This window comes from Enteractinococcus helveticum (genome assembly GCF_020742345.1).
Classification (GTDB): domain Bacteria; phylum Actinomycetota; class Actinomycetes; order Actinomycetales; family Micrococcaceae; genus Yaniella; species Yaniella helvetica_A.
Genome location: NZ_DYXC01000001.1, coordinates 1 through 13233, shown reverse-complemented (window position 1 = coordinate 13233; position 13233 = coordinate 1). Strand labels below are relative to the sequence as shown.

General features: G+C 56.6%; 12 protein-coding genes. 8 read left to right on the top strand and 4 right to left on the bottom strand.

The window, feature by feature from the left end; genetic code table 11:
* Positions 1 to 11: 11 nt before the first annotated feature.
* The 3 genes from K8V32_RS00060 to K8V32_RS00050 all read right to left on the bottom strand — a co-directional run bounded on the left by K8V32_RS00060 (position 12) and on the right by K8V32_RS00050 (position 2382).
* Positions 12 to 1235 carry an MFS transporter gene (locus tag K8V32_RS00060; RefSeq protein WP_303901093.1) on the bottom strand — a complete coding sequence of 408 codons (1224 nt, stop codon included), beginning with the start codon at positions 1233 to 1235 and terminating at the stop codon, positions 12 to 14.
* Between the two features lie 72 nt (positions 1236 to 1307).
* On the bottom strand, positions 1308 to 1661 hold the full coding sequence (locus K8V32_RS00055) for a branched-chain amino acid transport AzlD family protein (RefSeq protein ID WP_303901091.1): 354 nt from the start codon (positions 1659 to 1661) through the stop codon (positions 1308 to 1310).
* Positions 1648 to 2382 (bottom strand): AzlC family ABC transporter permease, encoded by a 735-nt coding sequence (locus tag K8V32_RS00050; RefSeq protein ID WP_303901089.1) that lies wholly within the window; start codon positions 2380 to 2382, stop codon positions 1648 to 1650. The genes K8V32_RS00055 and K8V32_RS00050 overlap by 14 nt, the downstream gene beginning before the upstream one ends.
* Before the next feature lie 128 nt (positions 2383 to 2510).
* Between K8V32_RS00050 and pdxS the strand changes: the two genes are divergently transcribed.
* The 6 genes from pdxS to K8V32_RS00020 all read left to right on the top strand — a co-directional run bounded on the left by pdxS (position 2511) and on the right by K8V32_RS00020 (position 8149).
* Positions 2511 to 3389, top strand: coding sequence for a pyridoxal 5'-phosphate synthase lyase subunit PdxS (pdxS, locus tag K8V32_RS00045; protein WP_303901087.1), 879 nt, complete (start codon positions 2511 to 2513; stop codon positions 3387 to 3389).
* A 30-nt stretch (positions 3390 to 3419) separates the two neighbouring features.
* Positions 3420 to 4352, top strand: a complete 933-nt coding sequence (locus K8V32_RS00040; protein WP_303901085.1) for an EamA family transporter — start codon at positions 3420 to 3422, stop codon at positions 4350 to 4352.
* A gap of 401 nt (positions 4353 to 4753) precedes the next feature.
* Positions 4754 to 6109 (top strand): endonuclease/exonuclease/phosphatase family protein, encoded by a 1356-nt coding sequence (locus K8V32_RS00035; RefSeq protein WP_303901083.1) that lies wholly within the window; start codon positions 4754 to 4756, stop codon positions 6107 to 6109.
* Positions 6110 to 6118: 9 nt separating this feature from the next.
* On the top strand, positions 6119 to 6616 hold the full coding sequence (locus K8V32_RS00030) for a DUF456 domain-containing protein (protein ID WP_303901081.1): 498 nt from the start codon (positions 6119 to 6121) through the stop codon (positions 6614 to 6616).
* A gap of 13 nt (positions 6617 to 6629) precedes the next feature.
* Positions 6630 to 7247, top strand: coding sequence for an alpha/beta hydrolase (locus K8V32_RS00025; protein ID WP_303901079.1), 618 nt, complete (start codon positions 6630 to 6632; stop codon positions 7245 to 7247).
* A 2-nt stretch (positions 7248 to 7249) separates the two neighbouring features.
* Positions 7250 to 8149 (top strand): hypothetical protein, encoded by a 900-nt coding sequence (locus tag K8V32_RS00020; RefSeq protein ID WP_303901077.1) that lies wholly within the window; start codon positions 7250 to 7252, stop codon positions 8147 to 8149.
* Positions 8150 to 8213: 64 nt separating this feature from the next.
* On the opposite strand, the gene K8V32_RS00015 is transcribed toward K8V32_RS00020, so the two are convergent.
* Positions 8214 to 10673, bottom strand: coding sequence for an ATP-dependent DNA ligase (locus tag K8V32_RS00015; protein WP_303901075.1), 2460 nt, complete (start codon positions 10671 to 10673; stop codon positions 8214 to 8216).
* A gap of 111 nt (positions 10674 to 10784) precedes the next feature.
* On the opposite strand from K8V32_RS00015, the gene ku reads away from it, so the two are divergent.
* The gene (gene ku / locus K8V32_RS00010) at positions 10785 to 11618 is read left to right on the top strand and encodes a non-homologous end joining protein Ku (protein ID WP_303901073.1); all 834 of its coding nucleotides are present in this window, start codon (positions 10785 to 10787) and stop codon (positions 11616 to 11618) included.
* 47 nt (positions 11619 to 11665) lie between these two features.
* Positions 11666 to 13233: molybdopterin-dependent oxidoreductase (locus K8V32_RS00005; RefSeq protein WP_303901071.1), on the top strand; the 1568-nt coding region annotated here is incomplete at its 3' end.

The following is a 13233-nucleotide window of genomic DNA, read 5'->3' as shown; positions in this document are numbered from 1 at the left end:
CGGTTAGGGGACTACTCGCGGCCGTTATTCCAGGGTCCGCGAACTCGCCGGATGCGCCCGAACGCAATGAGCATCGATATCAGGGCGAGTCCAGCAAAGACCAACAGCGTGGTGCTGTACGGCATGAGTGGCAACAGCGCGGCAATCACGGTTGGGAAGAGGAAGCCAATGTAGGTCACGGCGTAGAAAATCCCGGTCAGGCCAGCTAGTTCGTGTGGTGGGGCAATCTTCTGAACGCGTGTTAGTCCGGTGACCAATACCGTGCCGTAGGCAAGACCAAGCACGATGGCTGCAATGATGCCGGTGATCGGTCCGGCGTGCAGTGCTGCCAGGGCGGCTGTGCATATTCCAATGACGACGAGCGCCAGCCCCAATGGCAAACCTCGGCCGTTGAGTTTGCGGTCAAGTTTCTGGGCAAAGGGTTGAACGAATGCGCCAACACCAAGTGTGAGCACTGCGAGGGTGGTGGCGTAGAGAGTTGTGAAGTCTCCGGTGGTTTCGGCCATGATTTGCGGCATCAAACCATAAGCAATACCGCCGGTGCCGAATACCCACGGTGCAGCGGTGGCGACCTTGATTAGGAAATCAGGGTGCGCGGCACTGGGGGTGTGCAGCTGCCCGACCCAAGAAGTCTGTGGTGGCAGTTGGCGCGCGTTCGGGCCCACGGTTTCGGGGGTAAATGCCGTGGGGATGATAGTTAGGACTACCAGGGTGATGGTAACGATGAACGGAATACGGGTGGGACTCGGCGCCCATTGGGCTAGCACACCGGTGACGGCGGCTCCCATACCGAACCCTAATGTCATGGTCAGTGATGGACGCCGGGCTCCCGCGCCGACGGTTGTCTTGGGGTCCCAGTCGGGAGACGAGAGCTCTTTGATCCACGAGGTTCCCACGGACATGCCTATGCCAACCGCAAGGCCGGCGAAAAACCGGCCGGTGTAGAGCATGGACAGTGAGGCTGGTCCCAGGAGGATGAGCAGGTTGCCGATCCCCGAGGAGATGAGCCCGGCCAGTGCGATGGGTTTACGTCCGTACACATCAGAAAGCGCGGCAGCAACGAGTAGGCCGGGGATCAGCCCGAAGACGTAGGTGCCCAGCAGCATATTGGTTTGCCAGGGGATGAGGTCGGCCACGTCGTGGTAGAGCGGTAGTAGCGGTGTGAAGTGGTTGCCACCCCAGGCCATGAAAAATAAGGAAGGTACGGCCAGTCGCCAGGGGGTGATATTGCGCATCGATGTCCTTCCGGTTTAGCTTTGGCTAAGTGTAGTCATAACCCGTGGACTTCGAAGTTAGTTGGACAACATTTATGCTATGAAATTGACCAATACGACGTAGGTCACGGTCCCTAATCCGATGGAGACGAGCGTACGTCGTCCTAAGCTCAAGTGCGATGCGATGGTCACTGCCACGGCGACGAGTAATTTCCATAGCACCGTGGCAGGATCGGCTGCGGTGGAATAGAAGATCACGATGGCCAGCAGCCCAAGGATTCCGGCGGGCATCCACAGGGCCATGATGTTGACGAATTTCGAGTCGCGGAGTTTGGCCAGGATGGCAAATGGCAGGGCCCGCAGTGCGAAGGTGACCACGAACATGGTCGCCACGGCGGCAAGGATGTACCACGTGGCCGGCGGGGTGGGAGTGCTAGTTGCCAGCATGGTCATAGAGCCCACCCTTTCGTTTTGCCGTGTAGTACCGGATGGTCAGTAGTGCCATGAAGATGATCATGCCGGCGAAGATGATTTGGTCGGGGGCAATGCATAAGGCCGCGAAGAAGGCCAGTGTTGCGATGATCAGGGAGGGTAGTTGCTCACGCGTGCGAACGGCATCCAGGGTCAGGGTGATGAATAGTGCCAGCAGTGCGAAGTCTAAGCCTTCGATCGTGCCGGGGATGGCCCAGGCGACCAGGACGCCTACGATGCCGCCGCCAACCCAATAGAGCTGCATAGAGATTTGCATGGCTATCAGGCGTGGCCCTGTCCACCCCGTGGGATGTGCTGCTGCCACGGCGTAGGCCTCGTCAATGAGCGCGTGCATCGAGTAGAACTTCGCGATCGGGTTTTTCACGACGTGCAGCGGGAAAGAAAACGCGTAGAAGACGTGACGGAAGTTCACAAAAAATGTGGTGACGGCGATGGTCAGCAGTCCGGTGCCAGTCATCAATAGATCGATCATGAGGAATTCCAGGGAGCCGGCGTAGCCAAAAATCGACAGGGCGGGCACGGCCCAACCGGGTAACCCTGATTGGGCTGCCAGCAATCCTAAGGCCAGGCCCATTGGAAACAGGCCGAGGCCAGGGCCGATACCGAGCTTCAGGCCGGCCCGGATTTCTTGGCGACGATCCATGGGTGGTGTGGCAGCCGTTGACTCCTTGTGCATAGTTCCATAATCCCAGGAAGTCTGGGCTAGGGAAGTTGTGTTGCGGTTCAGCTAGGTTTTGCCGGTAACTTAAGCTAATCTTTGGCCTAGGTCAAAAGTATGGCCTAGGCCAAAGACGAAAGGATGCTATGAGCGCGCAAACCACCGTAAAAACAGGACTGACCGATCAATTCCGCGGGGGAGTGATTATGGATGTGGTCACCGCAGAACAAGCCCGCATTGCGCAAGACGCTGGCGCGACCGCAGTGATGGCACTGGAACGTGTGCCCGCCGATATTCGCGCCGAAGGTGGGATTGCTCGCAGTTCGGCACCGGAGTTGATCGAATCGATCATCGAGGCCGTGGATGTTCCGGTCATGGCCAAGGTTCGCATCGGCCACTTCGTTGAAGCGCAAATTCTGGAAACCCTCGGGGTGGACTTCATTGACGAGTCCGAGGTGTTGTCACCAGCCGACTATGTACACCACGTGAATAAGTGGGATTTCGAAACCCCATTTGTTTGCGGTGCAACCAATCTGGGCGAAGCGCTGCGGCGTATCACCGAAGGTGCCGCCATGATTCGCTCTAAGGGCGAAGCTGGTACCGGCGACGTCTCAGAGGCAATGAAACACATTCGTACTCTGAATGCCGAAATCGCAGCCCTGACGTCTCTGGATGAAAACGAATTATTCGTCGCTGCCAAAGAACTCCAAGCACCCTATGAGCTTGTGAAGCAGATTGCCAAAGAGGGTAAGCTGCCAGTTGGACTATTTACTGCCGGTGGTATCGCAACCCCGGCCGATGCGGCGATGATGATGCAAATGGGCGCCGATGGTGTGTTTGTTGGCTCTGGTATTTTCCACTCCGATAACCCCACTGCGCGCGCAAAGGCTATTGTCAGCGCCGTCAAAAATTACAACGACCCGCAAGCTATTACCGATGCCTCTCGCGGCATTGGTGATGCCATGGTGGGTCTGAGCGTATCCGAAATTCCGGCACCACACCGCCTGGCAGAACGCGGGTGGTAATGCGCCGCTAAGCATTCAAGGAGGAACTCGTTGGGGAATCGCGCCCGCGGGATATCAATAACCGGTGTGATCTTGGTGATGGCTGCAACCCTGGCATTACCGCTTGGTGCGGCCGTTGCCACCCACCTGTTCCCCATTGGCGGGGCATGGGGTGTTTCTACGCTACGCCTTATCCTCGCCTCTGTGTTCTTGATCCTGTTGGCACGTCCTACACCGTGGCGATGGAGTACAACCGCCTGGCGTGATGTCGTGCTGTTCGGTATTACGCTGGCCGGGCTCAACGGCTTCTTCTATGCCGCGGTGGAGCGTATCCCGCTGGGCGTGGCGGTGGCTATTGAGTTTGTTGGACCGCTGGCGCTGGCGGTGATCCTGTCCACGAGTCGGCGCGACCTCATCTGGGTTGGTATGGCTGGGCTTGGCCTGCTGGTGCTGGGGGTTGAGTCCCTGTCGGCAGATGTCACCTTCGATTGGCTTGGCATGCTATTTGCTGTGCTCGCGGGGGTATCCTGGGCGTTTTATATTCTGTTCAGTGCGCGAATCGGGCGGCAGCTGGCTGGGCTTGAGGCACTGCCGGTGGCCACCATCGTGGCGGCAATTGTGTTGTTGCCCGTTGGGTTTAGTGGCATGGTGGAATTGTTCCTCGCCCCGGAGATCTACTGGTTGGCCTTGTTGATGGCCGTGCTGTCCACGGTGATTCCGGTTTCCTTTGAGATGGCCGCATTGCGCCGCATACCGCGAAACGCATTTTCTATCCTGCTGAGCCTTGAGCCGGTCTTTGCGGCTCTCATCGGTTGGGTGCTGCTTGATCAAACTTTCGGGGTGCTGAGAAGTTTGGCCATTCTGCTCATTATCGGTGCGACGATCGGTATGACGGTCAGTGCAGCGCGTTTGAGTCGTGAAGTTGTGGATCAGCATCAGGCGCGGGTGCGTGAGCAGCACGAAGGTGAAGTCAGGCCAGAATAACGCCCAGTCAGAATGATTTTCTTGCTCGGTGTCATCGTCAAAAGTTGCTTTGTCCAACGAAATTCCTCAGTAGGCTGTTCTGTCGGGATGCTCTAGAGGTTTCACCGAGCAACTGGGTGGAAAATCCAGGACATTGACCAGCAATATGCGTGATGTGCGTCACAGTAAATGGCCTGGTCAGGGGCGAATCTTGATGAGCTGAGTGAGCAAACGGTGGGCTCAGGTTACGGAATGATCACAGTCTGATCAAGAATATGTAGCGTAACAATGAGCTGTAGCACACGGTAACCGGCCCGATCGGCATAACCACGCGGATGTATGGGATAGGACGGTTTTTGAGTAAGTTTCGAGGACCTCACCGCCGCTTTTGTCGCGGTCGTTTCGCGTCTATGCTAACCGTTGTGCATAAAAATCGCCCTGTTTTTCGAGTGCAAAAATCAGCGCTCATCGCGGCTGCGGCCGGATGTCTTGCGCTGAGTTTTGCGACTCCAAATCAGGTAGCGACAGCAGACGACACTAGCTCGGGATCTGACCTTGGATATTGTCCGCGGCCGGGATCTGAAGTTATCGCAGATGGTGTCCAAGACATGTTGAGTGACCAGCCGGCTGTGGCCGAATCCACTGAACAGGTTCTGCCAGTTGACAGCGTGCCAGTATTGAAAGGCACACAAGATAACTCGTTGCGTGTGGCGACTTATAACGCAGCACTGAGCCGTGACTCCGCGGGGGAACTCTTCGAAGAGCTATCAGCTCCCGGCACCGAAGATGCCACCGAAGTGGCGCGAATCATTCAAACCGTTCGACCAGACGTTCTCGTGCTGACTGGTATTGACACTGACGCCGGCGCGAAGCTGGCACAAGCTTTTAACACCAACTATCTGGCTGTGGGGAGCGACGATAGGACCGGCGTCACCTACCCATATTTCTACACCGATCAGAGCAACGCCGGGGTGGAATCTGGTGCTGACCTTGACCGTGATGGCACGATCGGCGGACCAGGTGACGCCCTGGGCTACGGGGACTTCCCTGGCCAGTCATCTATGATCGTGTACTCCAAGTACCCCATCGACACCGCCCGCATCCGAGACTTCTCTTCCTTGCCATGGAGCAGTGTGCCAGACAACAGCATTCCAGCAGACTTCACGGAACTGGAACGCGACATTCTGCCACTATCATCGGTCGCCCACTGGGATGTCCCCATTGAAATTGACGGCGAAATCCTCCACGTGCTGGCATCAGCAACTGAAGATGTCTCCGCCACCCCGCACGCACAGGCCCGCAACAGCGACCAAATTCGGTTCTGGCAAGACTATCTGGAATCCGACACCAACTACATCTTGGATCACCGCGGCAACCGAGGCCCACTAGAAGATAATGCAGCATTCGTCATCGCAGGCTCACTAAAAGCCGATCCGCAAGGCCACGGCCCCGCCGAACCAGCAGCCATCTCCGAACTGCTGCAATCCGAAACCATTGTTGACCCGCAACAAGAACGCACCCTGCCACCCACTGCCCTAGGTCGCGGCGTACTACCCAATAACCCTGACGCCGAATATCATACGGCACCAGTCCCAGACACTGAGGGGCAAACCTACCGCGCTGACTACGTCCTGCCCGGTGCTGACCTGTCGGTGACCGACGCTGGCGTACTGGAAACCGGTACCGCACATAATGACGTCTACCGCGGTCACTTCGGTATCCAATCCAGCGACAACCCACACCACATGGTCTGGGCAGACATCGCCATCGGCAAGTAATCTGACACTGTGGAAGCCATTGTCACAGTCATTGCAGCCCTCCTGATGTTCGTCGCCCTGGCCGGGATCATCTTTCCCATACTGCCCGGCTCACCGGTCGCCATCATCACCATGATCGCTTGGGCCTGGATCATCGGCTCCACCGCCTCCTGGGCAACCGGAATCATCGCCGCCGCCTTGGCGCTGGTGGGCTGGAGCGCCTCCCTGGTCCTGACCGGGCGCACAATGCGCCGGGAACGCATCCCCAACACCCCCATCCTGATCGCAACAGCCGCCGCGATCGTCGGACTGTTCATCATCCCATTCTTCGGCATCTTCATCGGCTTTGCCCTTGGCCTATTCGGTGCCGAATACTACCGACGCCGAGATGCTGTGGCCGCCTTGCGGTCCTCGCTTGAAGCACTCAAAGCAATGGGCATCGGCATGCTGGTGGAACTCGGCTGCATCATCACAGCCATCGCAGTCTTCGGTGTGGGCATTCTCATCCACTTTTTGACCGCAGCTTGACTAGAGTAATGGCATGTACCCAGAAACGCTTGCCACCGGCCACCGAGCCATCTGGTCCCTGCCCCAACACCAGCGCACCACCAAGCTGGTGCTCATCTTTCACGACGCCGGCTCCACCCCAGAAACCGTCGCCGAACACTACTTCTGTCATTTACCCACCGAGACCACCGGCCTGGCACTCCAAGCTGGCTTCAACGCTGCCTTCGGACACAACTGGTTCACCAGCCAAGACCACCAAAACCCCAACTTCCCAGAACTCCTCTCGGCAGCCCACCGAGTCTTTGATGCTGTTGACGACGACGAATACGGCACCACTTCCTACACCAGCATCCAGGCCATCGGCATTGGCCAAGGAGCAGCACTGGCCACCACGTTGCTACGAGTACGCCCCGAAGCCTTCAGCGGCGTTATTGGCCTCAATGGTTACGTGATTGATAACCCGATGCTGGCAGCACTTGATACGCCTGAACACGGCGCCCAATTAAAGCGGGTTTTATGGATCACCTTCGGTGAGGAACCAGACCACCCCTCCGCTGAATTCGCAAAACATTGGTTGACAACTCACACCCAATTCGTTGAGGCTAAAACCACCTCGGCCATCACGCCGTTTCTCATACAGAATGTGAGCTGATTTTGCCGGACAATAACGAAATTCCAACACCCAAAAACACCAAAACCAAGAGATCCCGACGCGATAAAGCCGCCCGCAATGCGCAAAAAATACTGGGCAAAGCAGTTGATTCGCAAGGCCGCCCCACACCGGCATTTCAACGTGCTGTTCTTGGGGCCATGAGTGTGCAGCGCCCGCTGGTGATTGCAGAATTACGACGATTGACCAAGAAGTACCCACAGGATAGTCCTGGTGAACTGGCCGACCGGCTGTCTCGGCGCTACATCGCATCACTGACCACAACTGGTGCCGCAGCCGGTGGGGTAGGCGGTGTGCCCGGAATTGGTACGGCTGCCAGCCTTGGCGCGTCCTTTGGCGCAGCACTGGGTTTCTTGGAATTTACGGCACTGTATGCACAGTCGGTAGCGGAGCTTGCTGGACTGGACACCAAGGATTCTCAAGAATCCAAGGCACTGGTCATGACGATCCTATTGGGCGAAGAAGGTCGTGAACTCCTCAAACAGGCCGCCAACGCACAACCAGGTACGCGCTTTGGGACACTGGGTCCTACCGCCTGGATCGCCTCGGGAATCTCTGGCATCACCGAACGAGCATTTAATACTTTGGCCAACCGATTCATGAAAACTCTGTTGCGCGGTGAGACGCTGCGTTTCTTTGGTCGCCTCGTACCGTTTGGTATTGGCGCTGGCATTGGCGGGTTTGCCAATCGTGCCCTGGCTCGGCAGGTGGTGGCACAAACCCAAGAAACGTTTGGACAACTTCCACAGTGGTATGAACTGCCCGAGCTGTTTGCTGAACTCAACACAAAACCAGAGCGCAAATCTAAGCAGCTCAAAGCCGGCAAACAACGCGCGGCCATTGAATCGGCTGCTTCAGCGGATAGCAGCAGCCCCGACGAATAATTCAATGCGCTCGGGAATGTGCTGGTCGATGATGTACGAATGCGAAGCCCACAATTTCCGGTGGCTATATCGTGACATCCTCAGGATCGATGTCGTCGCGGAGTCCCCGCCACACGGGATGGCGTAAGCGACCCGCTTCGGTGATACCTCCGAATTCCACCTCACCCACAAGTTTGGGGGTCACCCAATGGGCGTCTTTGCGTTGTTCGGCAGGAACCTCTGCCGGTGGTGTTTTGCGCTGCATCGCATCCAGCTTCTCGCGCAGCATTTCCAACTGGTCATGATCAAATCCGGTGCCAACCCGGCCCAAATAGACCAGACCATCAGGCCCGTGTGCACCCACGAGCAACGAACCCAAGGTTTGAGCGCGGCCGCCATTACCGGTGCGCCAACCGATAATGAGCACTTCGCGGGTAGCAGCGTGTTTGAGCTTGAGCCAGGTTTTGGTGCGCTTGCCCGGCATATAAACACTGGTCTTCTTTTTGGCCATGACCCCTTCCAGCTTCAGCTGTTTACTAGACGCCATGGCATCTGCAACCGAGCCATCAAAGGCCTCCGGCACATACACCTGCTCACCTTCTGAGACCACTTCGAATAACCGCTTCCGACGGTGCTCATAATCAACGCGCAGTAATGATTCGCCGTCGACTTCCAAGAGGTCGAAGACCATCAAATACACCGGCGTCTTGGCACGTTGCTTCTCAATATCGGAGCGTTTCTTCAGCCCCATGCGTTGTTGGAGTCTGCCAAATTCCGGTCGTCCCGACGGTCCGAATGCAACGATTTCCCCATCGAGCACACAGTCGGTGGTGACACATGCAGCAAGTTCGGCAAGTTCTGGGTACCGCTCCGTGATATCGATGGAATTGCGACTGGTGAGCGTTACGGCACCGGGCGAATCTTTAGTAGCAGCACGAACGGTGGCGATGGCACGAATGCCATCCCATTTCATTTCAAACGCCCACTTGTGCTCATCGTGTTCGACCGTCTGGACCTCACCGATGGTTGCTAACATGGGTGAATAGTCTGCTGGTTCAACGGCGTCGTCGGTGGAATCTTCTTTGAGATCTTCTTTGAGATGGATCATCCAGTTTTTGGCGGGATCCTCATTTGGCCCGTGCTTGCCGGTATTGAACAGCGCAAATTCTTTGATGCCACCCAGACCACCGTCGGGTTGGCCATGCAGCACCGCGGTGATTTCCTTGCCGTCGCGCCATTTTTTGAGCTCATAGGTGCCTGAATCCCAAATGGTCACCTCACCACCGCCGTACTCGCCTTTGGGGATGGTGCCTTCGAAGGTGGCATATTCCATGGGGTGATCTTCGGTTTGGATTGCTAGATGGTTATGCTGCGGGTCCGTGGGTGGTCCTTTGGGCAGTGCCCAGGACACCAGAACGCCGTCGTATTCGAGTCGAAAATCCCAGTGCAGGGCACGCGCATGATGTTCCTGGATCACAAAGGTGAGCTCATCGCTACTGCTGCCGTGATGCTCCGGCACCGGTTCGGGGGTGTCCTTTGGGTCACGCTTGGACCGGTAGGTGGCCAATCGATCCTTGGGCGTCTCGGCCGGGGCGGCGTCGGTCACCGAGGCTGCATCCGATGCTCCGGCACGTTGGGCCAGTGGTTCCAGCAGATCACCAAGATCCTCCAGGCGTTCCAGGACCTCTTCGAAGCGCAGATGTTCAACAGTCCCAGGGTCTGCCAACTCGTCCCAGGTTCTCGGGGCGGCAACGGTTGGCAGGAAGCGGCCCCGCAGTGAATATGGTGCAACCGTGGTCTTGGCTGCGGCGTTTTGTGACCAGTCGATGAACACCTTATTCTTGCGCAGTTTCTTCTTCATTTTGGACACGATCAGCTGAGGATAATCAGCTTCGAGGCTGCGTGCCAGCTCCTTGGCAACATCCGATACCTGCTGACAGGTGGCAGAACCATCCAACGGCGCATATACGTGCACGCCCTTGGATCCGCTGGTCAACGGGTAGGCAGCCAAGCCCATGCCATTGAGTAACTCCCGGATCAGATGGGCGACCTCAATACAGTCGGCCAATCCGCGACCCGCACCGGGGTCCAGGTCGAAGACCATGCGGTCGGGGTGGCGTGCATCTGAGGTGATCGTGCCCGGATCCGAGTCCGCTGGCAGCGCCCGCCACTGGGGGATATGTAGTTCTAATGACCCCAGCTGCGCCAGATACATCAGCGTGGCCTGATCTTGGACCAACGGGTAGCGCTTTATTCCGGTACTGTGCTGGATTTTGCGGGTGGCAATCCAGTCTGGTGCATGGTCGGGCAGGTCTTTTTCAAAGAACACTTTGCCCGGATTCTCGGGAGTACCCACGCCGTCGACCCAGCGCTTGCGGGTGGCAATCCGATCTGCGGCATGCCGAATAAAAACCGGTGCGATCCGGGCATAATAATCTAGGACTTCACCCTTGGTCGTGCCGGTTTGCGGGTAGTAGACCTTATTGAGATTTGTCAGGGTCAATCGGTGGCCGTCAATTGAGACGTGCTGTTCGTCGCGAGACATGCAGACCTCCTGTGCCGTGCATGCTACCGGAGCCACCCGGGCTGCGCATAGGGACTCCAGTTTGAGTTTCCCCCTCTAGCCAGGCGACATTCCGTGGGTTTTAATGGGGCCATGAGAGCAATCTGGTCAGGTTCCATCGCCTTTGGACTCGTGAACGTGCCCGTTAAGTTGTACTCCGCCACTGAGAGTCACGACGTCGACATGCATCAGGTGCATGATAAAGACGGCGGGCGCATCCGGTATCAACGCCGCTGCGAAGTCTGCGGCGAGATTGTTGAATACTCCGACATTGAAAAAGCGTATGACGACGGCGATCACCGGGTGATCATCACCAAGCAAGACATTGAGGCGTTACCGGCCGAGGATGATGACGACATTGAGGTTTTGCAGTTTGTCCCATCCGATCAGATCGATTCGATCATGCTCGAAAAGTCCTATTTCTTAGAGCCCACCTCCAAGACCCCGAAGGCGTATCTGTTATTGCGGCAAACGCTCGAGGACACTGATCGGACGGCGATCGTGAAAATTACGCTGCGTACTCGAACCCGGCTGGCCATTTTGCGGACCTGCGGCAAAATGTTGATGATCCAAACCCTGCGCTGGGCAGATGAGATTCGAGACGTGGATTTTAAAGGTGTCAATTCCAAAGCCAAAATCGGCAAGAAGGAACTGGACATGGCTGCGACTCTGGTGGAGTCCTATTCGCAGGACTTTGAACCAGCAGAATTCGAAGACGACTATCAAGTCGAGTTACGCAAGCTTATTGACGCAAAGATCGAAGCCGGCGAGGCGGTGGATCTGGAAAAAACCTTCCCAGATGAGCAAGAAGATGAAGAAACCGGTGGCGAAGTTGTGGACCTGATGGAAGCACTGCGACAGTCGGTGAATACGTCACGCAAAACCAAAAAATCAGGTTCCAAGAAATCCAAAAAGAAAGCCAGCTGACTGGCAACAATCAACACCCCACCGCATACTGACGGGAAATAATCGCAATGACCATTGACCGAATTACCTCAGTGTGGGGCGAACGCACACCGTATGACGCCGGGACAAGCTGGCCCGTTCGGGTCGATGCACACCTGGCTGAAGGACTCACAGAAGACGACGTGGATCGGTGGGTGCAGTCGGCTTCCGTTCTGCACTCTAACGGCGATGCCTTGGATATTGCTGTCAAAGATGAACGCATTGTTGGCGTGCGCGGTCGGGCCGTGGACCGAGTCAATCACGGCAGGTTAGATACCAAAGATGTCTATGGATGGCAGGCCAATGGGTCAAAAGATCGACTCACGACTCCACTGATTCGTCAAGACGGCAAACTGGTGGAAACTGATTGGGATACTGCCATGGACCGGATTGTCGATACCACCAAACAGTTGCTCGATGAGCAGGGTCCCAGTGCGGTGGGTTTTTATACCACCGGCCAGTTATTTGCTGAAGAGTACTACACGCTGGCCGCCATTGCTCATGGTGGCATCGGGACCAACCACCTGGATGGAAACACTCGCTTGTGCACGGCCACCGCCGCGGCTGCCCTCAAGGAGACCTTCGGAAGCGATGGGCAGCCCGGATCGTATACCGATATCGATCACGCCGATGTCATTGCACTGTTCGGGCATAATGTTGCTGAAACCCAAAGTGTTTTGTGGATGCGGATGCTAGACCGGCTCGCTGGAGATGACCCGCCGAAGATCATCTGTGTTGATCCACGGCCAACCCCGGTGGCGCGGCATGCCACCGTGCACTTGGCCCCGCGTCCGGGCACCAACGTGGCGCTGATGAATGCCCTATTGCATGAAATGATCGCCAATGAGTGGATCGATCGAGACTACATCGATGCTCATCTGATCGGCTTTGCTGAACTTTCCAAACTGGTGAAAGAGTATCCGCCGGAGCGTGCCGCCGAAATCTGTGATGTCCCAGTCGAAGAGATTCGTGAAGCAGCTAGCATCCTGGGACATGCACAACGGTTGGTGTCGACCGTCTTGCAGGGTTTTTATCAATCGCACCAGGCTACCGCGGCCGCAGTGCAGGTCAACAACCTCAATCTCATCCGTGGGATGTTGGGCAAGCCCGGGTGCGGAATTTATCAGATGAATGGTCAACCGACCGCACAGAATACTCGCGAATGCGGGGCAGACGGAGATCTGCCTGGCTTTCGAAACTGGCATAATCCTGATCACATTGCAGACCTTGCTCGGATATGGAACATCCATATGGACGATATTCCGCACTATTCGGCTCCAACGCACTTGATGCAAATGATGCGCTATGTGGAAGAAGGCTCGATCCGCCAGTTGTGGGTCAGTGGGACAAATCCCGCGGTCTCATTGCCTGAGTTGGCCCGCATCCGGGCATTATTATCAAAAGACAATCTCATGTTGGTCGTCCAGGACATCTTCTTAACTGAAACAGCACAACTGGCCGACGTGGTGTTGCCAGCGGCAACCTGGGGCGAGAAAACTGGCACGTTCACGAATGTCGATCGCACCGTGCATCTTTCTGAAAAAGCCGTGGAGCCGCCCGGCGATGCCAAACCGGACTTGGATATTTTCCTCGACTA